28 protein-coding genes are annotated in these 25,937 nt (G+C 61.7%); 17 read left to right on the plus strand and 11 right to left on the minus strand.

The genetic code is table 11. From position 1 onward, the window contains the following. Positions 1-10 precede the first annotated feature (10 nt). From NKI97_RS22225 to NKI97_RS22235, 3 genes are all read right to left on the minus strand, one after another. Complete coding sequence (locus NKI97_RS22225; protein ID WP_352450496.1) at positions 11-370, minus strand: tRNA-binding protein; 360 nt, start codon at positions 368-370, stop codon at positions 11-13. 6 nt (positions 371-376) lie between these two features. Then, positions 377-877: a type III secretion system chaperone family protein gene (locus tag NKI97_RS22230; protein ID WP_023678420.1), complete on the minus strand. Its 501-nt coding sequence runs from the start codon at positions 875-877 to the stop codon at positions 377-379. A 331-nt stretch (positions 878-1,208) separates the two neighbouring features. After that, positions 1,209-1,511, minus strand: coding sequence for an accessory factor UbiK family protein (locus tag NKI97_RS22235; protein WP_352450558.1), 303 nt, complete (start codon positions 1,509-1,511; stop codon positions 1,209-1,211). 131 nt (positions 1,512-1,642) lie between these two features. Between NKI97_RS22235 and lgt the strand changes: the two genes are divergently transcribed. The 6 genes from lgt (at position 1,643) to NKI97_RS22265 (ending at position 7,520) form a co-directional block, all read left to right on the plus strand. Continuing rightward, positions 1,643-2,494: a prolipoprotein diacylglyceryl transferase gene (gene lgt, locus NKI97_RS22240; protein ID WP_352450498.1), complete on the plus strand. Its 852-nt coding sequence runs from the start codon at positions 1,643-1,645 to the stop codon at positions 2,492-2,494. Further along, positions 2,491-3,579 (plus strand): class I SAM-dependent methyltransferase, encoded by a 1,089-nt coding sequence (locus NKI97_RS22245; protein WP_352836620.1) that lies wholly within the window; start codon positions 2,491-2,493, stop codon positions 3,577-3,579. The genes lgt and NKI97_RS22245 overlap by 4 nt, the downstream gene beginning before the upstream one ends. 138 nt (positions 3,580-3,717) lie before the next feature. Beyond that, positions 3,718-4,506 (plus strand): peptidoglycan editing factor PgeF, encoded by a 789-nt coding sequence (gene pgeF, locus NKI97_RS22250; protein ID WP_352836623.1) that lies wholly within the window; start codon positions 3,718-3,720, stop codon positions 4,504-4,506. Beyond that, positions 4,506-5,657, plus strand: coding sequence for a M24 family metallopeptidase (locus tag NKI97_RS22255; protein ID WP_023678425.1), 1,152 nt, complete (start codon positions 4,506-4,508; stop codon positions 5,655-5,657). The genes pgeF and NKI97_RS22255 overlap by 1 nt, the downstream gene beginning before the upstream one ends. 54 nt (positions 5,658-5,711) lie before the next feature. Then, a complete protein-coding gene (locus tag NKI97_RS22260) occupies positions 5,712-6,332 on the plus strand; it encodes a hypothetical protein (protein WP_023678426.1) in 621 nt (206 codons plus the stop codon). A gap of 252 nt (positions 6,333-6,584) precedes the next feature. After that, positions 6,585-7,520: a ribose-phosphate pyrophosphokinase gene (locus tag NKI97_RS22265; protein WP_023678427.1), complete on the plus strand. Its 936-nt coding sequence runs from the start codon at positions 6,585-6,587 to the stop codon at positions 7,518-7,520. Between the two features lie 96 nt (positions 7,521-7,616). Here NKI97_RS22265 and NKI97_RS22270 read toward each other — a convergent pair whose 3' ends face one another. Beyond that, positions 7,617-8,498, minus strand: coding sequence for an AraC family transcriptional regulator (locus NKI97_RS22270; protein ID WP_352836626.1), 882 nt, complete (start codon positions 8,496-8,498; stop codon positions 7,617-7,619). Between the two features lie 128 nt (positions 8,499-8,626). Between NKI97_RS22270 and NKI97_RS22275 the strand changes: the two genes are divergently transcribed. Next, the gene (locus NKI97_RS22275; RefSeq protein WP_352836629.1) at positions 8,627-9,877 is read left to right on the plus strand and encodes an MFS transporter; all 1,251 of its coding nucleotides are present in this window, start codon (positions 8,627-8,629) and stop codon (positions 9,875-9,877) included. A gap of 123 nt (positions 9,878-10,000) precedes the next feature. Here the strand turns inward: NKI97_RS22275 and NKI97_RS22280 are convergent, their stop codons facing one another. Both NKI97_RS22280 and NKI97_RS22285 read right to left on the minus strand, forming a co-directional pair. Then, on the minus strand, positions 10,001-11,191 hold the full coding sequence (locus tag NKI97_RS22280; RefSeq protein WP_352836632.1) for a glycerate kinase family protein: 1,191 nt from the start codon (positions 11,189-11,191) through the stop codon (positions 10,001-10,003). 1 nt (position 11,192) lies between these two features. Further along, entirely contained in the window at positions 11,193-12,563 is a 1,371-nt protein-coding gene (locus NKI97_RS22285; RefSeq protein WP_352836635.1) for an SLC13 family permease, read from the minus strand. 262 nt (positions 12,564-12,825) lie between these two features. On the opposite strand from NKI97_RS22285, the gene NKI97_RS22290 reads away from it, so the two are divergent. Together NKI97_RS22290 and NKI97_RS22295 are read left to right on the plus strand one after the other, a co-directional pair. Then, complete coding sequence (locus NKI97_RS22290) at positions 12,826-14,430, plus strand: sensor histidine kinase (RefSeq protein WP_352450506.1); 1,605 nt, start codon at positions 12,826-12,828, stop codon at positions 14,428-14,430. Next, complete coding sequence (locus NKI97_RS22295) at positions 14,408-15,088, plus strand: response regulator transcription factor (protein WP_352450507.1); 681 nt, start codon at positions 14,408-14,410, stop codon at positions 15,086-15,088. Before NKI97_RS22290 ends, NKI97_RS22295 begins: the two co-directional genes overlap by 23 nt. Before the next feature lie 217 nt (positions 15,089-15,305). Here NKI97_RS22295 and NKI97_RS22300 read toward each other — a convergent pair whose 3' ends face one another. Further along, the gene (locus NKI97_RS22300) at positions 15,306-15,983 is read right to left on the minus strand and encodes an ArsR/SmtB family transcription factor (RefSeq protein WP_352450508.1); all 678 of its coding nucleotides are present in this window, start codon (positions 15,981-15,983) and stop codon (positions 15,306-15,308) included. A gap of 95 nt (positions 15,984-16,078) precedes the next feature. Here NKI97_RS22300 and NKI97_RS22305 point away from each other — a divergent pair, with 95 nt between their 5' ends. The 8 genes from NKI97_RS22305 (at position 16,079) to NKI97_RS22340 (ending at position 22,214) form a co-directional block, all read left to right on the plus strand. After that, entirely contained in the window at positions 16,079-16,573 is a 495-nt protein-coding gene (locus tag NKI97_RS22305; RefSeq protein WP_352836638.1) for a DUF2938 domain-containing protein, read from the plus strand. A gap of 244 nt (positions 16,574-16,817) precedes the next feature. Further along, positions 16,818-17,462 (plus strand): 50S ribosomal protein L25/general stress protein Ctc, encoded by a 645-nt coding sequence (locus NKI97_RS22310; RefSeq protein WP_023678438.1) that lies wholly within the window; start codon positions 16,818-16,820, stop codon positions 17,460-17,462. Between the two features lie 23 nt (positions 17,463-17,485). Beyond that, positions 17,486-18,211: an aminoacyl-tRNA hydrolase gene (gene pth / locus NKI97_RS22315; RefSeq protein WP_352450510.1), complete on the plus strand. Its 726-nt coding sequence runs from the start codon at positions 17,486-17,488 to the stop codon at positions 18,209-18,211. 3 nt (positions 18,212-18,214) lie between these two features. Beyond that, positions 18,215-18,778 carry a hypothetical protein gene (locus tag NKI97_RS22320; protein ID WP_352450511.1) on the plus strand — a complete coding sequence of 188 codons (564 nt, stop codon included), beginning with the start codon at positions 18,215-18,217 and terminating at the stop codon, positions 18,776-18,778. A 77-nt stretch (positions 18,779-18,855) separates the two neighbouring features. After that, complete coding sequence (ychF, locus tag NKI97_RS22325; protein ID WP_352450512.1) at positions 18,856-19,959, plus strand: redox-regulated ATPase YchF; 1,104 nt, start codon at positions 18,856-18,858, stop codon at positions 19,957-19,959. 217 nt (positions 19,960-20,176) lie between these two features. Next, positions 20,177-21,151: a magnesium/cobalt transporter CorA gene (gene corA / locus NKI97_RS22330; protein WP_352450513.1), complete on the plus strand. Its 975-nt coding sequence runs from the start codon at positions 20,177-20,179 to the stop codon at positions 21,149-21,151. 134 nt (positions 21,152-21,285) lie between these two features. After that, complete coding sequence (locus NKI97_RS22335) at positions 21,286-21,747, plus strand: MaoC family dehydratase (RefSeq protein WP_023678443.1); 462 nt, start codon at positions 21,286-21,288, stop codon at positions 21,745-21,747. Then, the gene (locus NKI97_RS22340; RefSeq protein ID WP_352836642.1) at positions 21,744-22,214 is read left to right on the plus strand and encodes a MaoC family dehydratase; all 471 of its coding nucleotides are present in this window, start codon (positions 21,744-21,746) and stop codon (positions 22,212-22,214) included. The genes NKI97_RS22335 and NKI97_RS22340 overlap by 4 nt, the downstream gene beginning before the upstream one ends. A gap of 43 nt (positions 22,215-22,257) precedes the next feature. Here NKI97_RS22340 and NKI97_RS22345 read toward each other — a convergent pair whose 3' ends face one another. From NKI97_RS22345 to petA, 4 genes are all read right to left on the minus strand, one after another. After that, positions 22,258-22,803: an adenine phosphoribosyltransferase gene (locus tag NKI97_RS22345; protein ID WP_352450514.1), complete on the minus strand. Its 546-nt coding sequence runs from the start codon at positions 22,801-22,803 to the stop codon at positions 22,258-22,260. 216 nt (positions 22,804-23,019) lie between these two features. Next, positions 23,020-23,892: a cytochrome c1 gene (locus NKI97_RS22350; RefSeq protein WP_023679477.1), complete on the minus strand. Its 873-nt coding sequence runs from the start codon at positions 23,890-23,892 to the stop codon at positions 23,020-23,022. An 88-nt stretch (positions 23,893-23,980) separates the two neighbouring features. Continuing rightward, positions 23,981-25,282, minus strand: coding sequence for a cytochrome b (locus NKI97_RS22355; protein WP_352450515.1), 1,302 nt, complete (start codon positions 25,280-25,282; stop codon positions 23,981-23,983). A gap of 17 nt (positions 25,283-25,299) precedes the next feature. Then, the gene (gene petA / locus NKI97_RS22360; RefSeq protein ID WP_352836644.1) at positions 25,300-25,860 is read right to left on the minus strand and encodes a ubiquinol-cytochrome c reductase iron-sulfur subunit; all 561 of its coding nucleotides are present in this window, start codon (positions 25,858-25,860) and stop codon (positions 25,300-25,302) included. Between the last annotated feature and the right edge of the window lie 77 nt (positions 25,861-25,937).

Here is a 25,937-nt window from a genome sequence, read left to right on the forward strand (position 1 = left end):
AACAGCGCAGCTAGAACAACCTGCCGCCGTCCGGCACCTTGCGCTCGATCGCGCCAAGGACGACGGCGCCCTCCTCGTCAGGAAAGCCGAGCGTCAGCACTTCCGACATGAATGGCCCGATCTGACGCGGCGGGAAATTGACCACAGCGAACACCTGCCGGCCGATTAGGGTTTCGGGCGTATAATATTTCGTGATCTGGGCCGAGGATTTCTTCACCCCGATCACGGGACCGAAGTTGATTTTCAATTTGATCGCCGGCTTGCGCGCCTCGGGAAAAGGCTCGGCCTCGACGATCGTGCCGGCGCGGATGTCGACGCGGTCGAAATCGGCAAAGCTGATCTCGGGTTTTCGCGCGTTGCTCGAAACCATCGACGGTCAGGCGTTTCCGTAGGTTTCGAACAGCACGCCGGCCAACGCATCCTTGGCCGAAGTTCCCGACCAGACGACGAACTGGAACGCCTGGAAATAGCATTCGCAGGCTTCCAGCGCCGACGACAGCAGCACCTCGACCTGCTGGCTCGACGGCTCGACCCCACCGGCCAGCAGCAGCGACTGGCGGAACATGATGGCGCCTTCCTGCTCCCAGAGGTCGAAATGGCCAAATAGCATCTGCTCGTTGATCAGCGAAAGCAGCCGCATCACCTCGAGCGCGCGCGCCTCCGGGACCTTGATGTCGAAGGCGCAGGCCAGGTGCAGCGCCTCGTAGTCCTCCATCCAGGAGAATGAAACGTGGTAGTCGGTCCAGCTTCCGGCAACCGAGATCGAGATCTCGTCGTCGCCGGCCCGCTCGAAGGACCAATCGTTGTTGTGCGCCACCTGCTCGATAACATCCACCGGATGGATTTCGCGGGAGAATTCGAGTTCGAGAAGTTCCATGAAATGCTTCCTGTCGTTCTGGGAGCGCCACCACACGCTCCGCGGGAGAGGCACACTCGAACAATTCTGCCTAGAACTCGGACGGCCAGGACTTCGTCAACGCAAAGACCCCGGACCGGACCCCACCGCCCGGCGCATGACCCTGCTCCGAATCATGCAACAAATTCAGTCTATTGATCGGGAGTCGCGTGACCAGCCAAATTTTTCGCACTGCGTCATTCGCATGTGGAAAGGCGCTGTCACAAAGATTCACGCAGTACCGGTAAGCGATTCACGACAAAGCGCTTTTTGCGATCCGGCTTTGTGGAAAAGTTTAACAATTTATTTCTTGTTATTTTTTTACACGCGGCTTTGACGCAGCCGCAGGCGCTGCTTGACCGGTCAATTCGGCAAGCCTGGCCTCGAGCGCCTCGATGCGAGCGGCGAGGCGGGTGTTTTCTTCCCTGGCCTTCGCCGCCATGTCGCGAGCGGCCTCGAATTCCTCGCGCTGCACCACGTCCATGGAGTTGAGTATGCGCTCGGCCTGGCCCCTGAAGGCGGTCTCCACCTCGCGCCGCACGCCTTGCGCGGCACCGGCTGCATCGGTCATCAGCTTGGCGAATTCATCGAGAATGCGGTTCGGTCCGGTCGCCATGGCAAATCCTCGCTTGGTCGAATTGACGTAGTGGCGCACGATTCGGAATGCAAGCATATGCTTGCCTTGACCCCGCCAAAAGCCTGCCGCATGGTCCGCGCCCGAACCTGATTGGGAACCCGGAGACCCTGTTGAGCGAATATTTGCTGCCGCTGGCCGCCCTGCCCTTTCCCAACATCGACCCGGTCATCGTCCGGATCGGACCGCTGGCGGTGCATTGGTACGGCGTCGGCTACATCGTCGGCATTCTGTTCGCCTGGTGGTATGCCAAGCGCCTCGTCACCAACCCAAAACTGTGGCCCGACGGCACCCTGCCGATGAAGCCCGTCGACCTCGATGACTTCATCGTCTGGGCAGCCATCGGTGTGGTGCTCGGCGGACGCACCGGCTACGTGCTGTTCTACGACCTGCCGCGCTACATTGCCAATCCGCTCGATATCGTCGCCGTCTGGCAGGGCGGGATGTCGTTTCATGGCGGCCTGATCGGCGTCATTCTCGCCATGACGCTGTTTTCCCGGTCTCGTGGCATCCGCACATGGTCGCTGTTCGACGTGGTTGCCGCCGGCGTGCCGGTGGGGCTTGGCCTCGTTCGCCTGGCAAACTTCATCAATTCCGAACTATGGGGCCGGCCGACCGACGTTCCATGGGCATTCGAATTCCCCAATGGCGGCCCATTTGCACGCCATCCGAGCCAGATCTACGAGGCGCTCCTCGAAGGGCTGGTGTTGTTCCTTGTCCTGCGCTTCCTCACCCATTCGCGGCTCAAGCTGAAGGCGCCGCGCTTCGTCGGCGGCGCGTTCATCGCCGGCTATGGCGCCTCGCGCATCTTCGTCGAATTCTTTCGCGAGCCCGACCAGCAGCTTGGCTACCTCCTTGGCACGAGCTGGCTGACCATGGGAATGGTGCTGTCACTGCCGATGGTGCTGGCCGGCATCTGGGCGATGGCTACAGCCAAGCCGGTGACAAAACCGCAGCCGGCATGACGCGGCTGAAGACCCGCATCGCCGAGCTGATCGGTGCCGTGGGACCGATCCCTATCAGCGAATACATGGCGCTCTGCCTGTTCGATCCGCAGGACGGCTATTATACGACACGCGAGCCGTTCGGCGCCGCCGGCGACTTCGTCACCGCGCCGGAGATCAGCCAGATGTTTGGCGAACTGGTCGCCATCTGGCTCTACCAGGCGTGGCTGGCGATCGACCGGCCGACGCCGGTCGCCATCGCCGAAATAGGCCCCGGCCGCGGCACGCTGATGAGAGATATGCTGCGCACGCTTTCGCGGCTCGATCCGACGCTTACCGCCAGCGCATCGTTCGCCTTGATCGAGACCAGTCCGCGGTTGACCGAGGTCCAGAAACGAACACTTGCCGGGACGTCGGCCACCATCGTCTGGCATGAGGCCGTCGACACACTACCGCAGGCGCCGCTTCTGATTGTTGGTAACGAGCTGTTTGACGCGGTGCCCATCCGCCAGTTCGTCCGCGCCGGAGCCGGCTGGCGCGAGCGGATGATCGGTCTCGACGATGCGAACCGGCTGCGCTTTTTCGTCGGCGCCGGCTCGCTTGACCCGATGCTGCTGCCGGAGGGTGCCGAGAATGCGCCGCAAGGTGCCATCGTCGAGGTGGCGCCAGCCCGCGCCGCCCTGATGGCGGCCATCGCCGGGCGACTTGCCGGATTTGGCGGCGCCGGCCTGTTTCTCGACTACGGTCACCTCCAGCCCGGGATCGGCGACACCTTGCAGGCCTTGCGCAAGCACGGTCATGAGGACGTGCTGGCCAATCCGGGGCAGGCCGATCTCACAGCCCATGTCGATTTCGCTGCCCTCGCGGCAACCGTTCGGGCACACAGCCTCGATGCCCACCTCTCAACGCAAGGTGAATTCCTGCTCACGATGGGGCTTCTCGAACGAGCTGGCCGGCTCGGCGCCAATGCCGATGAGGCAGCTCGCGAAAAGATCGCGGCCGACGTCGAGCGCCTCGCCGGCCCGCTGGCCATGGGCGAACTCTTCAAGGTGCTTGCCGTCCTCCCCGCCGGCATTGCCGTTCCGCCGTTTCCAAGCACGGATTGACTTTTCGCTGCCGCCTCTCCCACTCTCCCGTCTCCGACTAGCGCCCGACATCAACTGCGCCAGCCTTAAACTGACCAGCCTTCAACTGCGCCCTTCAACTCGCTTGACGAAATCGCCCATACGGACAACAAAGCCGCCATGCTGAATCAGACCAAACCGGATCCCGTTCGGTCGCCCTTGCTGGAAACGGCGCAAGGCATCCGCCACGGCTACTTCACGCGCGTCGGCGGCATTTCCAGCGGCATCTACCGGGGCCTCAACATCGGCACCGGCTCGAACGACGACCAGACGCTGGTGCGCGAGAATCGCCGCCGGGTCGCCGAATGGATGGGCGTGCCAGCAAACCATCTGCTGACCGCTCACCAAGTTCATTCGCCGGACGTCGTCATTGCCAGGGAGCCTTTTGCCGGCGAGCGGCCCAAGGCCGACGCCATTGTCACCGACCGGCCGGGCATTGCCGTCGGTGCCTCGACCGCCGACTGCGGACCGGTCCTCTTCGCCGACGCCGAGGCGCGCATTATCGGCGCCGCCCATGCCGGCTGGAAAGGCGCCTTCACCGGAGTGCTGGAAAACACCATCGCGGCAATGGAAAGCCTCGGCGCCCGGCGCGACCGCATCGTCGCAGTGCTCGGTCCTTCGATCGGCCCACGGAATTACGAAGTCGGACCGGAATTCGTCGCCCGTTTCGTCGACGCCGATGCCGGCAGTGCCCGCTATTTCGCGCCCTCCGCAAATGCCGGACACGCGATGTTCGATCTCAACCGCTACACGGTCGACCGGCTGACCAAGGCTGGCGTCAATGCCGAAGGACTTGGCCGCTGCACCTATGCCGAGGAAGAGCTTTTCTACTCCTATCGGCGCAGCACGCATCGCGACGAGCCCGACTACGGGCGGCAGGTTTCGGCAATCGTTTTGGAGGCTGACTGATGGCTCTGCATTTCGAACGCTCGGAATTCGACGCGCGGCGCGATCGACTGATGATCGAGATCGCCGAAAAGAAGCTCGACGCCGTCCTGCTGTTTGCCCAGGAAAGCATGTATTGGCTGACCGGCTACGACACCTTCGGCTTCTGCTTTTTCCAGTGCCTGGTGGTCAAGGCCGACGGCTCGATGGTGCTGCTGACGCGTTCGGCCGACTTGCGCCAGGCGCGCCACACCTCGATCATCGACAACATCGTTTTGTGGACGGACCGCAACGGCGCCAATCCGGCGGTAGACCTGCGCAATCTGCTCAACGAGCTTGACCTGCTCGGCGCCCGGATCGGCGTCGAATACGACACCCACGGCCTGACCGCCTATAATGGCCGGCGCCTCGACGAGCAGTTGCAGACCTTCGGGCAGATCGCGGATGCCTCCGGCATTGTCAGCCGGCTACGGCTGTTCAAGAGCCCGGCAGAAATCGCCAAGGCGGAAAAAGCCGCAAATCTGGCCGACGACGCGCTGGACGCAGCACTGCCGCTGATCAAGCAGGGTGGCGATGAGGCGCTGATCCTCGCCGCCATGCAAGGTGCGATCTTTGCCGGCGGCGGCGACTATCCGGCCAACGAATTCATCATCGGGTCCGGAGTCGACGCCCTGCTTTGCCGCTACAAGGCCGGTCGCCGCAAGCTCACCAAGAACGACCAGCTGACGCTCGAATGGGCCGGTGTCTTCCACCACTACCATGCGGCAATGATGCGCACGGTGTTGACCGGCAAGGTATCGAAACGCCACCAGGAATTGTTCGATGCCGCCCGCGCCGCGCTACTTGCAGTCGAGAAGGCGATGACGCCCGGCAATACGTTCGGCGACGTGTTCGACGCCCATGCCCGCACCCTCGAAGCCCACAACTTGACCAAGCACCGGCTCAATGCCTGCGGCTATTCGCTCGGCGCCCGCTTCACCCCGTCCTGGATGGATATGCCGATGTTCTATCAGGGTAATCCCGAACCGATTGCGCCGAACATGACGCTGTTCGCCCATATGATCATCATGGACTCCGAAACCGAAACCGCGATGACGCTTGGCCGCACCTATCTGACCACCGAATCCCAGCCGAAGCCGCTGTCCCGCCATGATCTCGACTTGATCGTGCAGTGAATCCATAATGGAAAGAGTGTGAGGGGCGTTCGTCGCCAAGGAGTTTTCAGGCTAATGAGACGATCGCATGTGACGACCGTGTCATTGCTCGTGGCGCTGGCACTGGCGGCCTGCACCAATGCGAAGGACGTTCTCGAACCCTCGGCCATTGCCCCGCAATCGACGCAATCGCTCTCCGGAGCCGGAGGGGCCGCAACGCCCCCCGCAACTCCGGCTCAGCCTGCCGGCACCGCGCAAACTGCAGATACAGCGCAGCCTTCCGCTGCAGCAGCCGTGCCGCCCGCCAAAAGCGCGGCTGCCATTGCGCGGACCCGGCTGCAGGTGGCGCCGATCGTCGGCGCCTCGGTAGAAGCCGCGACACCGCTGACCGCCGAGCTTCAGACACGCGCCAGGCAGCGCGGCATCACCTTGGCCGGCAGCACCGACCAGACCCCAACGCATGTGCTCAAGGGCTATTTCTCGACCATGACGGAAGGCAAGGACACTACCGTCATCTATGTCTGGGACATCTATGACCCGGCCGGCAACCGGCTGCATCGCATCAACGGCCAGCAGAAGGCGCCGTCCGTTGGCGGCGGCGAAGGCTGGACGGCGGTCGCGCCGGCGACCATGCAGGCAATTGCCGACCAGACAATCGACCAGTTCGCCACCTGGCTTGGCGGCGGCGCCGGCTGACCTGGAGCATAATTCCGAAAGCGGAATCCGGTTTTCGGAAAAGATCATGCTCAGACTGAAAGTTAGAAGCTGTCCCGATTCCGTCGGCATGGAACTGCCTCTATCGCCGCATGCTCAAGCCGTAAGCGTTTATTGAGATTAGCCGGCGGATTCCCATTCACGACGCTTGCAATACCGGCGCGGGCCGCTAAAAGCCCGACTAAGAGGCTGGAGTGCTATCGGAGTCTCTCAATCCTTCGCCAGGAACGGTGCATGAAGCTCTTCGCGGGCAATTCCAACAGGGTGCTGGCTGAATCAGTCGCCCGCTACCTCAACATTCCGCTGGGCAAGGCCAGCGTCAGGCGCTTCGCCGACCAGGAAATCTTCGTCGAGATCCAGGAGAACGTGCGCGGCGAGGACGTCTTCATCCTGCAGTCCACCTCGTTCCCGACTAACGATCATTTGATGGAACTGCTCATCATGATCGACGCCTTCATGCGCTCCTCGGCCAAGCGCATCACTGCAGTTATTCCTTATTTCGGCTATGCTAGGCAGGATCGCCGCGCCTCGGGCCGCACACCGATCTCGGCCAAGCTGGTCGCCAACATGATCACCAGGGCGGGCGTCAACCGGGTGCTGACCCTGGATCTCCATGCCGGCCAGATTCAAGGCTTCTTCGACATCCCGACCGACAATCTGTTTTCCGTGCCGGTCATGGCCCGCGACGTAAAGGCGAAATACAAGCAGCTTGCCAATGTCATGGTGGTGTCGCCGGATGTCGGCGGCGTGGTCCGCGCCCGCGCGCTCGCCAAGCGCATCGACGCCCAGCTTGCCATCGTCGACAAGCGCCGCGAGCGCCCCGGCGAATCGGAAGTCATGAACGTCATCGGTGACGTGCGCGGCAAGGATTGCCTGTTGATCGACGACATCATCGATTCGGGCGGCACGCTGTGCAATGCGGCCGATGCGCTGCTTGCCGACGGCGCCACCAGTGTCACCGCCTATACTACCCATGGCGTTTTGTCCGGCGGCGCCATCGCCCGCATCGGCGCCTCGAAACTGCAGGAACTGGTCATCACCGATTCCATCCAGCCGACCCAGGCAGTGCTGGACGCCGCCAATATCCGCGTCATCTCCATCGCCGAACTGATGGGCGAGGCGATCTCGCGCACGGCGACCGAGGAATCGGTGTCGAGCCTGTTCGATTAATGCGTGTCGCGCAAAGTGCAGCGGTTTTGCGATAACGACATGCATAAATCAAGAACCCAAAGCGCCTCGCATGAGGCGGGTCGAACGCGACGCACTTCAGGGCTGCGACTCAGGCCGAGCCGGACCGCTTATTCGTCGCACACCTTCGCCAGCATCACGGGCGCCCCGCATGTAACCGCGTGGCGAGGCTCCCAGCATGCGCTTGAACATGGTGATGAACGCCGGCACGCTATCATAGCCGAGATCGAGCGCCACCCTCGTGATCGGCTCCCCGTCGGCCAGCCGTGGCAGCGCCGCGAACAGACAGGCCTGCTGACGCCAGGTCGACAGCGACAATCCGGTCTGGCGGTGGAACGCGCGGGTGAACGAGCGGCGGCTCATGCCGACGATAGCGGCCCACTCGTCGATCGTCGCATGCGGTGACGGTGCCGAGACGAAGCGCCGGCACAGCGTCGCCAGCCTTGCATCGGACGGGAACGGAAGGCCGAGCGGCCGTTCCGGCAGGTTCGGGATTTCGTGCAGCAGGAGCTTCATGATCAGTCCGCCCCGCCCCTCCAGCTCGGCGCCTTGCGGCAGCTTTTCCGATTCCACGATCAGGCTGTGCATCAGGTCGGTGATGCCGACGACACGCAACCCGTCCGGCAGGCCGGGAATGGCCTCCGGCATCACATAGACGGACCGCATGCTGACGTCGCCCAGCATCTCGACGGAATGTTCGGTGCCGGCGGGGATCCACATCGCGTGGTCCGGAGGCACCATCCAGCGCCCATGCCGCGTCGTCACCAGCACGACACCCACCAGCGCGTGCAGCAACTGGCTGCGGCTATGATGGTGCCGTGGCACATGGTAGCCGTCCGGATATTCGGTCGGCAGCGCCACTGCCGGCCCTACGGCCTGCTCCAGCCATAGCCAGCGACGCTCATGCAACAGCCCGAGATCGGTGTCGCCCGCTCTGAACATTTCCCTGCCATGCGGCATCAGCTATGGCCCACTTGCGAAACTATTGGACCAAACCACGAAAGAAGTCGCGTGACAAGCAACGTATAAGGCTGCGGCCTATAACACCGCCTGCGGGAGCGCCCGCCAAAAAGACCACGGAGCCTGCCTTGACCGATACCACAGCAACCGCCGACGCCAAGCCGGCAGCGGCCAGCCACATTTCAGCTCAGGCGACGGCCTTCACCGTCATCCTGGCGGTGAGCTTCTGCCATTGCATCAACGACATCATGCAGTCGCTGCTGTCGGCGATCTATCCGCTGCTGAAGGACAATTACGGTCTCGATTTCTGGCAGATCGGCCTTTTGACTTTCACCTTCCAGGTGACGGCATCCTTGCTGCAGCCGGTGATCGGCATGATTACCGACAAGCGGCCGATGCCTTATTCGCTGCCCTACGGCATGGCTTCTTCGCTGATCGGGCTGGTCGTGCTGGCCTATGCCGGACATTACTCGCTGCTCCTCATCGGCGCCTCGCTGATCGGCATCGGCTCGGCGATCTTCCACCCGGAATCCTCGCGCATCGCCCGCTTCGCCTCTGGTGGCAGGTTCGGTCTGGCACAGTCGCTGTTCCAGGTCGGCGGCAATTTCGGCCAGGCTATGGGTCCGCTGCTGGCAGCTTTCATCGTCGTGCCCTTCGGCCAGACCAGCATTGCCTGGTTCGCCGGCGGCTCGCTGATCGGCATCATCGTGCTGTGGCAGGTCGGCGGCTGGTACAGCCGCCTGCGTGCCGCACAGGGCATCCGCAAGGCGGCAGGTTTCGTCTCGCCCTTCCCGCGCCGCAAGGTGATGGGAGCGCTGCTGGTGCTGACGCTGTTGGTATTGACCAAGAACGCCTATATTTCCAGCCTTGCCAGCTATTACACCTTCTATTCCATCCATAAATTCGGCGTTTCGGTCCAGATGTCGCAAGTCATGCTGTTTCTGTTCCTCGGCGCCTCGGCCCTTGGCATCCTGCTCGGCGGCCCGTTCGGCGACCGCTACGGGCAGAAGGCGATGATCTGGTTCTCGATCGTCGGCGTGCTGCCCTTCACGCTGGCCCTGCCCTATGCCAATTTCGAGTGGACGATGGTTCTCACGGTGCTGATCGGCCTGATCCTGTCCTCGGCCTTCTCGAACATCGTCGTCTTTGCCCAGGAACTGGTGCCCGGCCGCGTCGGCATGATCGCCGGCATCTTTTTCGGCTTCGCCTTCGGCATGGGTGGCATCGCGGCCGCCGTGCTTGGCGTCGTCGCCGACATGAAAGGCATCGATTTCGTCTTCCAGGTCTGCTCGTATTTGCCGCTACTCGGGCTGCTGACGGTTTTTCTTCCCAACATGAAGGAGGCGAGGAAGCTCAAGGCGGGGACCACGATCGGGTGAAGTTTGGGTTGGACTTCGGCTTCCCCGCCCACCGGGCAGCGCGAAATTCGGTTCTCGACATAGACTTCGAGCCGGTCAGGGCCGCCGCGTAGCGACATCGCGGCCATTGGCTGACACGCTCCGTCATCTGAACTTGAAAGCACGCGTCGCCCGCATCAGCCGGAATGCCTGCTCGGCAGCGTTCGCCAGCAGCGTGTCGGCGTCACGGATCGCGTCTTCGAGGGAACACGGTCGGCACAGAATGCTGAAGAAGGCATCGATGCCGATGTCGTGGGTCGCCTCTGCACCTGCTCCGATCGTTCCGGCCAAGGCGATGACAGGCAGATTGTGACGTTTCGCGCGCCGGGCAATCTCGGCTGGTATCTTTCCAAAGCTCGTCTGACCATCCAGGCCACCCTCGGCTGTCATGACGATGTCGGCGTTTGACAGCCGATGATCGAGATCCATATACCGCAGGATCAGGTCGAAGCGCGGATGTAGCCGGGCCCCAGCAAAGGCGTGAAGTCCGGCGCCGAGTCCCCCGGAAGCTCCTCCGCCGACAAGCGGCGTCACGTCGACGCCGAGGTCGCGGCGAACGACGTGAGCGACATTTTCCATGCCCTGCTCGAGCAAAACCACCTGGTCAGGTGTTGCACCCTTTTGCGGGCCGAACACCCGGGCGACGCCTCTCTCGCCGAGCAGCATGTTGTAGGGATTTACCGCGACGTCGACACGAACATTCGAAAGGCGATGATCACGACTGGAAAGATCGACACGAGCTAGCGATGAGAGGGCCGAGCCGCTCCCCGAAATGGGACGGCCGCCGCCATCGAGCAGACGCACGCCTAATGCTTGGGCCATGCCGGTTCCTGCATCGTTGACACCCGAGTCACCGCAGCCGATCAGAATTCTTTCCGCGCCAAGATCGAGCGCAAAACGAATCAACTCACCAACCCCATAACTTGTAGTGCGGGTCGGGTCACGCATGTCCGTGGGGACGAGCCGGAGCCCGGCAGCCGCCGCGATTTCCAGAACTGCTGTCCGTTTCTTTCTTCGCCCGAGAAAACCGACATCGGCCGCCACGGGTTGTCCCACCGGTCCCGTCACTGTGACGGAATGCAGCTCGCCATCAGACAATTCAACAAGGGTCCGCGTAAAATCCTCGCCACCATCCACCATTGGAAGGCCCAGGATCTTTGCTGTCGGAACGGCATTGCGAACGCCCCGCGCCAATGCAGCGATGACATCACGAACGCCGAGGCTCTCCTTAAAGCCGGAGGGTGCGACCAATACTCGAAGCCGTCTTCGTTTCGTCAATCCTTTCTTTTTCGACATTCTACGGCTCTCCAGCAAGTTGCAGATGGAGCGTGTTGAGCAGGGCTCCGGTGGCTGGCCACACGGCGACCGCGAACACGACGATGAGGATGAACTGCATCGGCAGCAGGATTGAGCTGAGCAAGGCGAGGTCTTTCGGGCCGTAGCCTTCCTCGTCGACCCCCGCGAAAAGCGCCACCGGTTTCGCGCAGATCGCGAGGGTTTGGCAAAAGCCAGTCGCCGAGACGAGGACAAACATTGCAAGGAGAGGGTCGAGCCGCGCTGTTGATGCGAGCATCAGCGCCGGGGGCAGCAGCACCGAGACACGCGCCGTGCGACTGTGGATCACGAGATGACTGAAAAGCCCAAGCAAGGCTAATAAGGAGATAAGCGCCAACGGGCCCAAGCCGGTGCCGCGCAGTGGATCGACAGTGGTCTCGATCAACCACCGATTGAGGCCTGATGCCGTCAGGCCGTCTGCCAAGCAGATCGTCGCCGCCAGAAACAAGAGCAGCTTCCACTCCGCACTCTTGATTGCATCGCCAAACGCCACGGAGCCGACTCCAGGAAGCGTGGCCAAGAGAGCGCCGCCAAGAGCGATAACGGTGGCATCAAGTCCGTGGACAGGTTCGGTCAGCCACGCGATGACAACCCCGCCGGCGATCCAGAGTATCGGCTGCCGTGCCAATCCGGCACCGCCACTAGTCACCGTCGTTGGCTGCAAAAGGGTCATCCGCCGTTCGACCGGCGACAGGAAAAGCCGGAGCAGGCATTCGACCGAAAGGAAGGTGCTCACGGCCGCAAACGGCAGGCCGAAAGCGATCCATTCCAGATAGCTTACTTTCACACCCGAGAGGCGGCCGACCATTTCGATCGCCAGCAGATGGGCACCGGCGCCGACGGGCGATGCAATGGCCGAGAGCAGGATAACAGTGGGGAACAGCAGCGCGAAGGCCCTTCGCAACCGGGCGCTTCCACAGCGTCCCGCGATCGCCTGATAGGCGGGGATCATCAAAGCTGCGCGACCTGAGGTCGACGGAATGACGAAGGCTGTGGCGATCATGACGGCCGTCAAAGAATAGGCGATTGTGCGAACCGATCGCATGCGCCCCGTCACGAGGCCGAGAACGCGATCTGCGACCCCACTCGCCTTGAAGGTGGCCGCCAATATGAAGGAGGCAAGCAATAGCCAGATCAACTCATCGCCGAGCGCATGAAACAGCGCGCCTGGATCACGGTTGACCAGCAGCGCCATTGCCAATCCGGCGGCGATTGCAACGAAGGCATCGTCGAACCGCGTTAAGGTCCACCCGATGATCGCGACAAGCAGGATCTCGAGCGCTCGCCGGGCGTCGGACGGGAGCGCGGGGAGGCCGAATTCAATGATGGCCACACACAGGGATGCACAGGTTCCGATCAGTGCGGCTCGCCATATCGGCCAGAGCACCGGCGGTGTCCTTTCCCGAAGGGTGGCGTCACTGTCGGTCCGAAAATCTACTTGTGCCAACCGAAACCTCGTCTAGTTCGTCGCCAACGTGGCGATGAGGGCGTCGCACACCCTCCGCTCGAACTTAGGAGGTTCCGATTAGACGCTTGGGAGGGCTCCGGTTAGAATTTGGTGAGAGGCATTATCCGATCGCCGGCAGGATTACCGCATGACCGTTCGAGGCCGCATCTTCCTATTTCAAATCGTCATTCTCGCCCTTGTCGGACTGATTTCAGGACTGGCATTCGCAACACTCCAGCTGACAGAGGAATTCGTCCGCCGAATCGACAGCGTCCACGGGCGGTTCGAGGCGCTCGCCGAACTCAATGGGCATGCCAACAATTACACCGAGCAACTCGCTGAAGTCTTGCTGCTTGGGCCCGAGCAAATGCCGGATTTCGAAGCGGCACGAGAAGCAGTGAAATCCGGATTCTACAAGCTGGAGGGCGCCACTCGCGAGGAACTCGGCGCTCTCGGATATTGGAGCGATAGACGCCAGGAGGAGGCCGAACTCAGATTCGTCGGCCGCATCAAGGCGCTGTTTAAGGCGATCGATCGGGCCGCCCAGCGACTGTTTAGCCAGCGAACAAAGGGGGATCCAAAGGGCATCGTAGACGCCTTCCGCAACGATGTGGAGCATCGACTAGAGAGCGATCTCGAAGAAATGATCGAAGCCGCTTTGCACGATGAGCGCAGGGAGGTTGGAGAGGAACTCGCCCGCGTCCGTGGCGCACAATGGCGACTGCTGCTGCTGACCGGCGGCTTCGCTGCGTTGCTCATGCTGGGCAGTCTAGGGTTCGGCCTCGTCCTGCGACGATCAATCGCCACACCTGTGCGTGAACTGAACGAAAGCGCCAAAGCCATCGCTGCAGGCAAGCTCGACCATCGCGTTTCCGCGACCGGACGCGACGAGTTCGCTTCCCTCTCGCGAAGTTTCAACAGCATGGCCGAGGCCCTCGAGATCGAACGTGCTGCTCTGATTTCGGTACAGGACCGCTTGGAGGCGGAGGTTCAGTTGCGCACCCGTGAACTGCGGAAAGCCAATGAGCAACTGAGAGCTATCGATAGCCGACGCACACAATTTTTTGCGGAGGCAAGCCACGAACTCCGCACGCCGTTGACGATTCTCCGCGGAGAGGCCGACGTTGCCCTCCGCGGCCAACCGCGTGTTCGACCTTACCGCGAAGCTCTGAGCCGAATCCGCAATTACGCTGAAGATATGGCTCGCAACCTGGGGGACCTTCTGGCATTCGCCCGCTCCGAAGCCGAAAATTTCAGGTTCTCCTTGCACAACATCGATACCGGTGAGGTGGTGAAGGCGGCCGTTCAGGAGGCTTCCGTACTCGCAGGTCCCAAGCAGATTTCCGTTGATCTGTCGCTCAACCCAGACCATTGCCTCATTCGGGGTGACGCCCAGCGCCTAAAGCAAGCGCTGCTGATCGGCTTCGACAACGCCATAAAGTACTCAAAGCCATATCAGACGATAGCAGTCGAGATGGCTGAGCGTCATGGAATGGTTGAGATCGCCATCCGCGACAACGGTTCAGGGATCGATGTCAACGATCTCCCGTTCGTGTTTGACCGTTATTATCGCGGGCGTGTCGGCGGGAGGTCCGCAGCCGACGGCCTTGGTGTTGGCCTCGCGATCGCCAAGGAGATTATAGACGGGCACAATGGCACAATCGGCCTTGAAGGAATTGAACCTTCGGGAACCCTCCTCAGAATCAGACTGCCGCTGGTACATCGCACCCATGATTCGAATCCTGATCGTTGAAGACGACCGGCGTGTCTCCGACTTTCTCCGCCGGGGGTTGGAGGCCGAAGGCTTCCACGTGAGTGTCGCGGAGGACGGTCGCGAGGGATTAGCCATTATTCGTACGGATCCATTCGATCTCGTGATCCTGGACCGTCTGCTTCCCTACCTGGACGGCCTTGAGCTGTGCCGGATCGTGCGATTGGAGCAGTGGCCGGTTCTCATCCTGATGCTGACCGCGAAGGAGACAATTCAGGATCGCGTAGATGGGCTCAAGGGCGGTGCCGACGATTACCTGACGAAACCGTTTGCGTTTGATGAACTAGTGGCCAGGATTGACGCGCTGCGCCGACGCCGTCAGGGTGCAGTGGATCGGCAGTTGCTTCGAGTGAGCCGCCTCAATCTCGACACGAGCGCTCGTCGTTTTGCGGACGGCGACCGGGAAATCAGCCTTACCCGACGTGAATTCGACCTTCTGCATTTTCTCATGCTCAATGCGGGGAAAGTGGTTAGCCGCGAGCGCATCCTCAACAATGTCTGGTCATACAGCTTCGAACCCGGGACGAAGATCGTGGAGGTATACATTCGCTATCTGCGTGCGAAGCTCGGGCCGGATGCATCGGCCAGCATTCAGACGGTTCGTGGGATCGGCTACATGCTGGTCGAGCGGAAGCCATAGAAGGTAGAGCGAAACTCTTTATCGCACCGTTCTCGCCACTCGCTGGAAACCTTCCCTTCCGCAACGCCGGTTCCACCGCTTGTTTCCGAATAGGTGTTCATTGGCTCCCTTCCATGCTGCCGGCGCGCGCCGTCCACCCGCCGTGGGCATTGCCCCGCCGCGGTCCCACCTTTCCATTTGTGTTCGGGCTTGGCCGGCGACGCCGATTTGGCGGCCGTTAACCGCTTTCGTAATTCACGCCCTCTACCCCCAGGCCTGCAGCCACCCAGTCGGGGAAGCCGCCTTCGAACCGGCGCGAGGCCCAGCCTCGTGCCCTGAGGATTGCCAAGGCGTCGGCCGACAGAACGCACTGGACTCCACGACAATAGGCGACAACGACCTTTTCCCGTGGGAGCGCCGCAAGCCGCTGCTCCAACTCGTCAGCGGGAATGTTGATCGCACCCGGCAAATGCCCCGCTACGAATTCGTTCTGCGGCCTGACATCGAGCAGCACGACTTCGTCGTTTCGCATGCGGCGCACGAGTTCCTCGCGCGAGATGTTTTCCAACCTGTCCGGCTGGCTGATGCTATCGTTGATAAACTCACGGATCTGCTGGCGTCTGTGGTTTGCAAGATTTCGCAGCGCCGCAAGCACGTTTTCGATTGGGCCATCTGCAAGCCGGTACAGAACGCGTTTTCCGTCTCGCCGGGTCTGCACCAAGCCCGCTCGCTTGAGGTGCTGAAGATGCTGCGACGTATTCGCTAACGCGATCCCGGAAAGTTGCGTCAGTTGTTCGACGGCCAGTTCGCCATCGGCAATGTGACGCAACAGAACCAGCCGGTGGGCATGCCCCAAGGTGCGGGCGAGATCCGCTATTTCGTCGAAGATTGGGTGGTGAACGTCCGCGCTTTTCATATGACATAGCTAGCATCACTCAATCAATCAATCAATATGTTGAATGATTGATTCTTTTTGGTTAGTGTCTGACAGGTGAAACAGGAGATGCCAAAATGTTGGAGTTCGTTGTCCGTGCGGCCGTCATTGGAATCGGCGCGACAGCCCTGATAGATCTCTGGGGATGGTTTCTGAAGCGAATGTTCGCGATTCCACCGCTTGATTACGCCTGGGTCGGCCGCTGGATCGGGCACTTTCCACATGGACGTTTTGCACATGCGAATATCGCACAAGCTGCCCGCGTTCGCGGCGAAACCGCCATTGGATGGAGTGCGCATTACGCGACCGGCATCGTATTTGCCGCAGCGCTGATTGGAGTGTGGGGCCTCGACTGGGCACGGCACCCGACAGTGCTTCCGGCCCTGTTGATCGGCGTCTGCACCATCGTCGCCCCGTTCTTCGTGATGCAACCGGCTTTTGGGATCGGCATCGCGGCTTCGAAAGTTCCCAATCCGCGCACTGCGCGCCTGCGCAGCCTTATGGCCCATCTGTCTTTCGGGGTTGGGCTGTACGTTGCAGGATTGCTTTCGGCACTGCTACTTCCAGCCTGATGGGACACGGTCCATCCCTGGCGCCCTTCCGCCCGCTTGCACCTCGCGCCACCTTCCGCTATAGAGCCGCCACCCGCGTAGACACCCTTGGAGGCAACGCGGCGGAAGGCCGCCTTCCCGCATGATTCCGAAAAGTGGATTCCGGTTTTCGGACCAGGTCATGCGTTAGCTATGTCGGCTTTCGACGTTTACGGCCCAGCCACGCTGACCGTGAGCGCTCCAGAACAACGCGAAAGGAAATGCCATGAGCCACGATACTTACGAGCTCAAGGCCGAAGCGCGCGAACAGGTCGGTAAGGGGTCCGCCCGTGCAGTTCGCCGCAACGGTAAAGTGCCTGCAGTGATTTACGGCGACAAGCAGCCTCCCCTGGCGATTGCGCTGACCTACAAGGACATCTACTACAAGATCCATGGCGGCGGGTTTCTGACCACGGTCGCCACGATCGATGTCGACGGCAACAAGATCCAGGTTCTGCCCAAGGATTTCCAGCTCGACCCGGTCAAGGATTTCCCTGTCCATGTCGATTTCCTGCGCATCGGCAAGGATACCGAAGTCAATGTCGACGTGCCCGTGCACTTCATCAATGAAGACAAGTCGCCCGGCATCAAGCGCGGCGGCGTGCTCAACATCGTGCGCCACGAGGTCGAGTTCCACTGCCCGGCCAATGCGATCCCGGATTTCATCACCATCGATCTCACCGGTACCGATATCGGCGATTCGATCCACATTTCGGCCATCACCTTGCCGGCCGGCGTCAAGCCGGTGATCTCCGACCGCGACTTCACCATCGCGACCATTGCCGGCTCCTCGGCGATGAAGCCGGAGGCCGCGGAAGAGACGACTGAAGCGGCTGAGCCCGAAGCGGCTCCTGCCGCCGAAGAGAAGTAACCCCTTCCCGCCCGGAGGCGACGATGCTTGTCTTTGCAGGCCTCGGCAATCCGGGCGCGAAATACGCCAACAACCGGCACAATGTCGGCTTCATGGCGGCGGACGCGATCGCCCGCCGCCATTCCTTTTCGCCCTGGTCGAAGAAATTCCAGAGCCTGATCGCCGAAGGCACGCTTGCCGGCGAAAAAGTGATCCTGATCAAGCCGCAGTCCTTCATGAACCTGTCCGGCCAGTCGGTCGGCGAAGCCTTGCGCTTCTACAAGCTCGGCCCTTCGGCGCTGACTGTCTTTTATGACGAGATCGACCTTGCCGCCGGCAAGGTGCGGGTCAAGGTCGGTGGCGGTTCCGGCGGCCACAACGGCATCCGCTCGCTCGACCAGCACGTCGGCAAGGATTTTCGCCGTGTGCGCATCGGCGTCGGCCATCCCGGCGTCAAGGAAATGGTGCACGGCCATGTGCTTGGCGATTTCGCCAAGGGCGACCGCGAATGGCTGGACGTGCTGCTCGACGCAATCGCCGATAGTGCCGGATTGCTTGCCAAGGGCGACGACAATTCGTTCATGAACCGCGTGACGCTGGCGCTGCGCGACAAGCTCACGCCGACGGACGACGACGATCGCCCGCCGCCCAAGGCGCCAAAGGCGCAAAGCCACGTCCGCCAGGCGCGGCCGCAGCAGCCGGCGGCCAAGCTGCCCGAAACCGGCCCGATGGCGGCCATGCTGAAGAAGCTTTTTGGCGGCAAGGACTGAGCCATGGATCTGGATGACATTCAGGAATTGGTCCGTCTCATCAGACAGAAGTATGTTGATTATTTCGTCGCCGCTGCCGGCGAACTTGCTCGCAGCAGCCAAGGATCGCATGCGACCGAAATCAAGTTTTCGAACGTCGATTCCTTCTATCGAAATTTCATCGCGGTTGATTTCGTCAGTAATGACGGACAGCCAAATCCGCAATTCATCAACAGCGATTCCTATGTGAAATTCTCTCCGGATATTCACGCCGGGATGGGTGGAATGGATGTCCTCATCTCACCTTTCAGGTGGGATGAGGTTCATTTTAAATTCCCTATAAATGAGCTCGACGGCGATCTCTTCGACGAATGGTTTCGCGGCTGGTTCGATATCGATGGCGAGCGTGAAACATCGGAGACCGTCGGAAACGTCATTCACAGTGCGCAATTGCTCGACGGGCAACTGACCATCGATTTCGGAACCGCTGAGGTCGACGCGTTCTGGCATCTTCTGCAAATACTGAGCAGGTCCGGCGTTCGTTCGTTGGCGATAGGCACCGATGACATCTCGCAGCGTCTGAATTGAATTGCGCCTTGACGATCATCGGCGCTTTCGCCCATAGCCCTGATCAAATTTCGATTTCCCGATAGGACCAGACAAAAATGGGTTTCAAATGCGGCATCGTTGGCTTGCCCAATGTCGGCAAGTCGACGCTCTTCAATGCGTTGACCAGGACGGCGGCGGCGCAGGCCGCCAATTATCCGTTCTGCACCATCGAACCGAATACCGGCGAGGTGGCGGTGCCCGACCCGCGCCTGCAGAAGATCGCCGCGATCGGCAAGTCGAAGGAGATCATCCCGACCCGCATCTCGTTCGTCGACATTGCCGGCCTGGTGCGTGGCGCCTCCAAAGGCGAAGGGCTTGGCAACCAATTCCTCGCCAACATCCGTGAGGTCGACGCCATCGTCCATGTGCTGCGCTGCTTCGAGGATGACGACGTCACCCATGTCGAGGGCCGCATCGATCCTGTCGCTGATGCCGAGACCGTCGAGACCGAATTGATGCTTGCCGACCTCGACAGCCTTGAGCGCCGCATCGTGCAGATCCGCAAGCGTGCCGCCGGCAAGGACAAGGAAGCAGCGACCGTACTTCCGATGATGGAAGCGGCGCTTGAACTGCTGCAGGCCGGCAAGCCCGCCCGCATCCTGCTCAACGGCATCTCGGCTGAGGATCTGCGCATCCTGCAGGGGCTGAATCTCTTGACCTCACACCCGGTGCTTTACGTCTGCAACGTCGCGGAAGCCGATGCCGCCACCGGCAACGCGCATACCAGGGCGGTCGAGAAGATGGCCGCCGCGCAAGGTGCCCGCACCGTTGTGATTTCCGCGGCGATCGAGGCCGAGGTCGCCCAGCTCTCGGACGAAGAGGAAATGGAATTCCTGGCAACGCTCGGTCTGGACGAACCCGGCCTGAACAAGGTCATCCGCGCCGGCTACGAGCTGCTCCAGCTCATCACCTACTTTACCGTTGGCCCCAAGGAGACACGCGCCTGGACCGTGCACAAGGGCGCCAAGGCGCCGCAGGCGGCAGGCGTCATCCACACCGATTTCGAGCGCGGCTTCATCCGCGCCCAGACCATCGCCTATGAGGACTTCGTCAGGCTGGGCGGCGAAGTCGCGGCCAAGGAGGCCGGCAAGGCGCGCGACGAAGGCAAGGAGTATGTCGTCCAGGACGGCGACATCATGCTGTTCAAGTTCAACACCTGACCTGGCGAGGGAGCCCAATGGTCACCATTGCCGTCGCTCGATGACAAACTTCAAAGCAGGGTGTCGCAGTGCCTCTTGCGCTGCTTGACGGGCCATCGTGCGGGGTCTAAGGGGCCTCTGCACCGGCCTCGCGCCTCGCCTGCCCGCGTCCGTGCGATGTGACTGACGCGCCCCGTCCAAACGAACGCTCTTTGGCAACAGCAAGGGAGACCCGGCGATGATCAAGGCCTTCGTCGTCGACAATGATCGCCTGCGCCTGGTCGACGATCTCCTGCAAAACAGCGACACTGTCGTCTGGGTCGACCTCTTCAACCCGACAAAGGAAGAAGAGACGACAATCGAGACCTGGCTCGGCATCGCCGTTCCGACCCGCGAAGAGATGGAAGAGATCGAGATCTCGAGCCGTCTCTACGTCGAGGACGGCGCTTACTTCATGACCGCCATCCTGCCTGCGCAGACCGAGCTGGACGATCCCTTGATGTCGCCGGTCACCTTCGTGCTCGCCGGCAAAAGGCTGATCACCGTGCGGTACCACGAACCGAAGGCGTTCAAGACCTTTCCGCTGCGCGCCGAGAAGGTGGCGACCGGTTGCACCAGCGGCGACACCATCCTGATCGGACTGCTGGAGGCGATCGTCGACCGCCTCGCCGACATTCTGGAGCGCGCCGGCCGCGACGTCGAGGCGATCTCGCGCGACATCTTCGAGGCACGCTCGACCAAGGTTTCCAAGCGCAACCGCGACTTCCAGGAGCTGTTGAAAGGCATTGGCCGCAAGGAGGACCTCGCCTCCTCGATCCGCGACAGCCTGATCTCGCTGCAGCGCCTTGCCGGCTTTCTCGCCCATGCCTCCACGCAAAGCAGGATGAGCAAGGACAGCCGCGCTCGCATCAAGACCTTGTCACGCGACGTCCTGTCGCTCGCCGACCACGCCACCTTCCTGTCGCAGAAGATCAGCTTCCTGCTCGACGCGACGCTCGGCATGATCTCGATCGAGCAGAACGCCATCATCAAGATCTTCTCCGTCGCCGCTGTCATCTTCCTGCCGCCGACGCTTGTCGCTTCGATCTACGGCATGAATTTCGACATCATCCCTGAGCTCAAATGGCACTTTGGCTATCCCTTCGCCATCGGCATGATGGTGCTTTCGGCAATCCTGCCCTTCTGGTATTTCCGCCGCCGCGGCTGGCTATAGGGTCGTCAATACCGCGCTGCGGCTTGGGCGCAGCGGGCTGGCGCAATAGAAATTGCTTGACCAAATGCCACGCTGCCTGCATCCGGGACCCGGACCCGTAGCGATCGTACAATCCTGAACAGGATTTCCAGATCATGACCGCAAAGACCTGGGCTTATGAGGATTTTGTCGAGGGCGCTTCGCTCGACCTCGGCACCAAGCTGGTAAGTGCCGCCGAAATCATAGAATTCGCCGGTGAATTCGATGCCCAGCCGATGCATCTCGACGAGGCCGCGGGCCAGGCCAGCATTCTCGGCGGGCTGGCGGCTTCGGGCTGGCACACCTGCGCCATGTTCATGCGCATGCTGTGCGATGCCTTCCTGCTCGACTCGACCTCCCAGGGCGCGCCGGGCGTCGACCAGGTCAAATGGAAACGGCCAGTCCTGGCCGGCGACCTGTTGACCGGCAGCACCACCGTCCTTGCCAAGCGACTGTCCAGATCGAAGCCCCGGCTTGGCCTGGTGACCATGCGCAGCGAGTTGTTCAACCAGCGTGGCGAAGGTGTTTTCGAGCTCGAAAACACCGTCATGTTCCTCACCCGCGAGGGCCGTGCGTGAGCCTCGACGAATTCTTCTGCATCGGTATCACCGTCACGCTCGGTTCACATCGATTCGAACCGGAGGTGATCAAGGCGTTCGCCCGCAAATACGACCCGCAGATATTCCATATCGACGAAGAGGCGGCGAGGAACAGCATATTCGGCGGGCTCTGCGCCTCGGGCTGGCACACCGCCGCCACCTGGATGAAATTGAACCTCGAGGCTGGCATAGAGGCAGAGGTCGCCCGCTGGCCCGGTCCTGGGCCGGTGCCGGAATTCGGCCCCTCGCCCGGCTTCAAGAACCTCAAATGGCCCAAACCTGTCTATGCCGGGGAAACCGTGACTTTCACCCGCACCGCGCTGGCCCATCGCCCCATTGCCTCGCGACCGGGCTGGCGGCTGCTGACGCTCCGCTCGGAGGCCTTCGATTCGACCGGCGACAAGGTCATCGAATTCGAAAGTGCCGTGCTGGTGAAGGTGGAATGAGCGGAGTTCTTTCCCTCTCCCACAGGAGAGAAGGAAGAAACGCTCAATGCCCCTCAAACCCGATCAGCGTCCTCACCGGTACGCCGAGCGCCTCTAACCTCTCTCGGCCGCCAAGGTCCGGCAGGTCGATGACGAAGCAGGCGGCGAGGATGTCGGCGCCGATCTGCCGCAATAGCTTGACGGCCGCCTCGGCCGTGCCGCCGGTGGCGATCAAATCGTCGACGAGGATTACCTTCTCGCCTGGAGAAACACCGTCTTTGTGCATCTCCATCTCGTCCAGCCCGTATTCCAGGCTGTAGGCGACGCGCACCGTCTCGTAAGGCAACTTGCCCTTCTTGCGGATCGGCACGAAGCCGGCCGAAAGCTGGTGGGCGATGGCGCCGCCGAGGATGAAGCCGCGCGCCTCGATGCCGGCGATCTTGTCGATCTTCAGGCCGGCATAGGGATGCACCAGCTCGTCGATCGCCCGGCGGAAGGCCCGCGCATTGCCGAGCAGTGTCGTAATGTCGCGAAACAGGATGCCGGGTCTGGGATAATCCGGAATGGTGCGGATCGCGGCAAGCAGCGTGTCTTCGAGCGAGGATTTCATCAAGCGGCTCTCCGGACCTTTCGTCGGATTCGACTGAAGACGTGAAAGGAATTGGCCAATCGTAACCCGGGGCAGCCAAGTCCGGCTACCGCCATGTGACGCCTGACGGAAAATTGTCCGGCAAAGGGGGTGCTCAGCGACGGCTGCAATGAATCGAAATGCCTGCAATGAAAAGGGCGCCTTTCGACGCCCTCCCGGTCTCGTGTGTTGCAGCGGTCAGTGCGCCACGCCGGCCCACACCTTGCGTTTTGTCAGGTAGACCAGCGCACCGAACAGAAGCAGAAAGACCAGCACGCGAAAGCCGGTCTTCTTGCGGTCCTCGAGGTGCGGCTCGGCCGCCCACATCAGGAAGGCCGACACGTCGCGCGAATACTGGTCGACCGTCTGCGGCGCGCCGTCATCATAGGTAACCTGGCCGTCGGAGAGCGGCTTCGGCATCTTCAGCGACACGCCGGACAGGAAGTACGGATTGTAGTGCGTGCCTTCCGGTATGACCATGCCCGCCGGCGGCTGCTGGTCGTAGCCGGTCAGCAGCGAGTGGATGTAGTCGGGACCGCCCTGGGCATATTGCGTGAAGATGTCGAAGACGAAGCGCGGGAAGCCGCGTTCAACGCCGCGCGCCTTGGCCAGCAGCGACATGTCGGGCGGTGCTGCGCCGCCATTGGCCGCCGCCGCCGCTTCCGCATTGGGGAACGGCGCCGGGAAATGGTCGGACGGCTTGCCGGGGCGATCGAACATGTCGCCGGCATCGTTCGGGCCGTCGTGGATCGTGTATTCGGCCGCCAGCGTCTTGATCTGCGCATCCGAATAGCCAAGGCCTTCCAGCGTGCGGAACGCCACCAAATTCATCGAATGACAGGCTGAGCAGACTTCCTTGTAGACCTTCAGCCCGCGCTGCAGCTGGGCCTTGTCGTAGGTGCCGAACGGCCCGGCGAAGCTCCAGTCCATTTCCTTTGGTTCGTGTATTGGGAAATGCGTCGGCGCCGCCTCGTTGTGCGCCTCTTCCTGGGCGCGCGCTCCAGTGCCTGTGGCCCCAATGCCCGCGGCCACAAGGCCAAGCAGCGCCAGCGAGGTGAGAATCTTCTTCATGCAAATCCCCTTGAGATTCTCTGACGCGCTGTCATCGTCTCGAGCATGATCTTGTCCGAAAACCGGTTTCCACTTTTCGGGATCATGCTCAGCCTTTGGTTTCCGGCGCGGCCGTGGCGCCGGCAGGATGTCCACCGCCACCCTTGTTCTTCCCGAGCACCGCCTCGGTGATCGAATTCGGCAGCCGCCGCGGCGTCTCGATCAGCCCAAGTACCGGCAGCGCTACCAGGAAGAAGGCGAAGTAGAACAGCGTCGCCATCTGCGCCATGAACACATAGCTGCCCTCGGCCGGCTGCGAGCCCAGCCAGCCGAGCAGGATGGCGTCGGCCACGAACAGCCAGAAGAACAGCTTGTACCAGGGCCGGTAGACTGCCGAGCGCACCTTCGAGGTGTCGAGCCACGGCACCAGGAACAGCATGACAATCGCGCCGAACATGCAGAGCACGCCGCCGAGTTTGGAATTGATGGGCCCGATATTGAAGGTGATAGCGCGCAGGATCGCGTAGAACGGCAGGAAGTACCATTCCGGCACAATGTGGGCCGGCGTCTTCAGCGGGTTGGCCACGGTGTAATTATCCGGATGGCCGAGATAGTTCGGCAGATAAAAGACGAAATAGGCGAAGACGAACAGGAACACGATCATGCCGAACCCGTCCTTGATGGTCGCGTAAGGCGTGAAGGCGAGCGTGTCGGTCTTCGATTTGACCTCGATGCCGGTCGGATTGTTCTGGCCGACGACGTGAAGCGCCCAGATGTGCAGCACGACGACGCCGGCGATCATGAACGGTAATAGGTAATGCAGCGCAAAGAAACGGTTCAGCGTCGGATTGTCGACCGCGAAGCCGCCGAGCAAAAGCTGCTGGATCCAGTCGCCGACCAGCGGGATGGCGGTGAAGAAGCCGGTGATGACGGTGGCGCCCCAGAAGCTCATCTGGCCCCAGGGCAGCACATAGCCCATGAACCCGGTCGCCATCATCAAGAGGTAGATGATGCAGCCGAGGATCCACAGCAGCTCGCGCGGCGCCTTGTAGGAGCCGTAGTAGAGCCCGCGGAAGATATGGATGTAGACCGCGATGAAGAAGAACGACGCGCCGTTCGAATGCAGGTAGCGCAGCAGCCAGCCGGAATTGACGTCGCGCATGATCTTCTCGACCGAATCGAAGGCGAGAGTGCTGTCGGCCGCGTAATGCATGGCCAGCACGATGCCGGTCAGGATCTGCGCCGCCAGCATGAGCGCGAGGATGCCGCCGAAGGTCCAGGCGTAATTCAAATTGCGCGGCACCGGATAGGCGATGAAGCTGTCATAGACCAGCCGCGGCAGCGGCATGCGCGAATCGAACCAGCGTCCGATGCCGGTCTTGGGCGTATAGGTCGAGTGTCCCTCGCTCATGGAAAATATCCCTTGCCTCAGCCGATACGGATCTTGGTGTCGGAAATGAATTGAAACACCGGCACCGCCATGTTCTCGGGCGCCGGCCCCTTCCGGATGCGGCCGGCCGTATCGTATTGCGAACCGTGGCATGGGCAGAACCAGCCGCCGAAATCGCCTTCCTGGCCGAGCGGGATGCAGCCAAGATGGGTGCAGACCTGGACCATCACCATCCAGGCTTCCTTGCCCGGCGTGGTTCGGTTGGCGTCGGTTGCCGGCGCGTCGGTCGGCAGGTTGGCATTGCGGGCAATTGGATCCTTGAGCTCGGCGAGATTGACCGCCTCGGCGTCCTTCATCTCTTTTTCGGTGCGGTTGCGCACGACAACCGGCTTGCCGCGCCACTTCACGACGAGCGACATTCCCGGCGTCAGCGAGGAGACGTCGACCTCGACCGAGGCGAGCGCCAGCGTCGAGGCATCCGGGCGCATCTGGTCGATGAATGGCCAGGCAACGGCGCCCGCGCCGACCACCGCCGCCATGCCAGTGGCGACGTAGAGAAAATCACGACGGTTGGGATCCTGGGTGTCGGTTGCGCTCACGGGTGCCTGATCCTTTCGCCTCTTCCGTGCCGGCGGCCGAGCCTTGTTCCCCGCTCAATCGCGCCGGCCCGACTGCG

Origin of the sequence: Mesorhizobium sp. M0296 (assembly GCF_040321675.1) — a bacterium.
In the GTDB taxonomy this organism is placed as follows: domain Bacteria; phylum Pseudomonadota; class Alphaproteobacteria; order Rhizobiales; family Rhizobiaceae; genus Mesorhizobium.

What these genes read in the sequence shown, in the direction of transcription:
- NKI97_RS22280 (WP_352836632.1), bottom strand. Translation starts at nt 11,191, where the DNA reads ATGTCGAAAAAGAAAGGATTGACGAAACGAAGACGGCTTCGAGTATTG.
- NKI97_RS22265 (WP_023678427.1), top strand. Translation starts at nt 6,585, where the DNA reads ATGAAGCTCTTCGCGGGCAATTCCAACAGGGTGCTGGCTGAATCAGTC.
- NKI97_RS22255 (WP_023678425.1), top strand. Translation starts at nt 4,506, where the DNA reads ATGGCTCTGCATTTCGAACGCTCGGAATTCGACGCGCGGCGCGATCGA.
- NKI97_RS22350 (WP_023679477.1), bottom strand. Translation starts at nt 23,892, where the DNA reads ATGAAGAAGATTCTCACCTCGCTGGCGCTGCTTGGCCTTGTGGCCGCG.
- pth (WP_352450510.1), top strand. Translation starts at nt 17,486, where the DNA reads ATGCTTGTCTTTGCAGGCCTCGGCAATCCGGGCGCGAAATACGCCAAC.
- NKI97_RS22300 (WP_352450508.1), bottom strand. Translation starts at nt 15,983, where the DNA reads ATGAAAAGCGCGGACGTTCACCACCCAATCTTCGACGAAATAGCGGAT.
- NKI97_RS22320 (WP_352450511.1), top strand. Translation starts at nt 18,215, where the DNA reads ATGGATCTGGATGACATTCAGGAATTGGTCCGTCTCATCAGACAGAAG.
- pgeF (WP_352836623.1), top strand. Translation starts at nt 3,718, where the DNA reads ATGCTGAATCAGACCAAACCGGATCCCGTTCGGTCGCCCTTGCTGGAA.
- NKI97_RS22295 (WP_352450507.1), top strand. Translation starts at nt 14,408, where the DNA reads ATGATTCGAATCCTGATCGTTGAAGACGACCGGCGTGTCTCCGACTTT.
- NKI97_RS22245 (WP_352836620.1), top strand. Translation starts at nt 2,491, where the DNA reads ATGACGCGGCTGAAGACCCGCATCGCCGAGCTGATCGGTGCCGTGGGA.
- NKI97_RS22335 (WP_023678443.1), top strand. Translation starts at nt 21,286, where the DNA reads ATGACCGCAAAGACCTGGGCTTATGAGGATTTTGTCGAGGGCGCTTCG.
- NKI97_RS22225 (WP_352450496.1), bottom strand. Translation starts at nt 370, where the DNA reads ATGGTTTCGAGCAACGCGCGAAAACCCGAGATCAGCTTTGCCGATTTC.
- NKI97_RS22260 (WP_023678426.1), top strand. Translation starts at nt 5,712, where the DNA reads ATGAGACGATCGCATGTGACGACCGTGTCATTGCTCGTGGCGCTGGCA.
- NKI97_RS22230 (WP_023678420.1), bottom strand. Translation starts at nt 877, where the DNA reads ATGGAACTTCTCGAACTCGAATTCTCCCGCGAAATCCATCCGGTGGAT.
- NKI97_RS22270 (WP_352836626.1), bottom strand. Translation starts at nt 8,498, where the DNA reads ATGCCGCATGGCAGGGAAATGTTCAGAGCGGGCGACACCGATCTCGGG.
- NKI97_RS22290 (WP_352450506.1), top strand. Translation starts at nt 12,826, where the DNA reads ATGACCGTTCGAGGCCGCATCTTCCTATTTCAAATCGTCATTCTCGCC.
- NKI97_RS22310 (WP_023678438.1), top strand. Translation starts at nt 16,818, where the DNA reads ATGAGCCACGATACTTACGAGCTCAAGGCCGAAGCGCGCGAACAGGTC.
- corA (WP_352450513.1), top strand. Translation starts at nt 20,177, where the DNA reads ATGATCAAGGCCTTCGTCGTCGACAATGATCGCCTGCGCCTGGTCGAC.
- ychF (WP_352450512.1), top strand. Translation starts at nt 18,856, where the DNA reads ATGGGTTTCAAATGCGGCATCGTTGGCTTGCCCAATGTCGGCAAGTCG.
- NKI97_RS22355 (WP_352450515.1), bottom strand. Translation starts at nt 25,282, where the DNA reads ATGAGCGAGGGACACTCGACCTATACGCCCAAGACCGGCATCGGACGC.
- NKI97_RS22305 (WP_352836638.1), top strand. Translation starts at nt 16,079, where the DNA reads ATGTTGGAGTTCGTTGTCCGTGCGGCCGTCATTGGAATCGGCGCGACA.
- NKI97_RS22345 (WP_352450514.1), bottom strand. Translation starts at nt 22,803, where the DNA reads ATGAAATCCTCGCTCGAAGACACGCTGCTTGCCGCGATCCGCACCATT.
- NKI97_RS22235 (WP_352450558.1), bottom strand. Translation starts at nt 1,511, where the DNA reads ATGGCGACCGGACCGAACCGCATTCTCGATGAATTCGCCAAGCTGATG.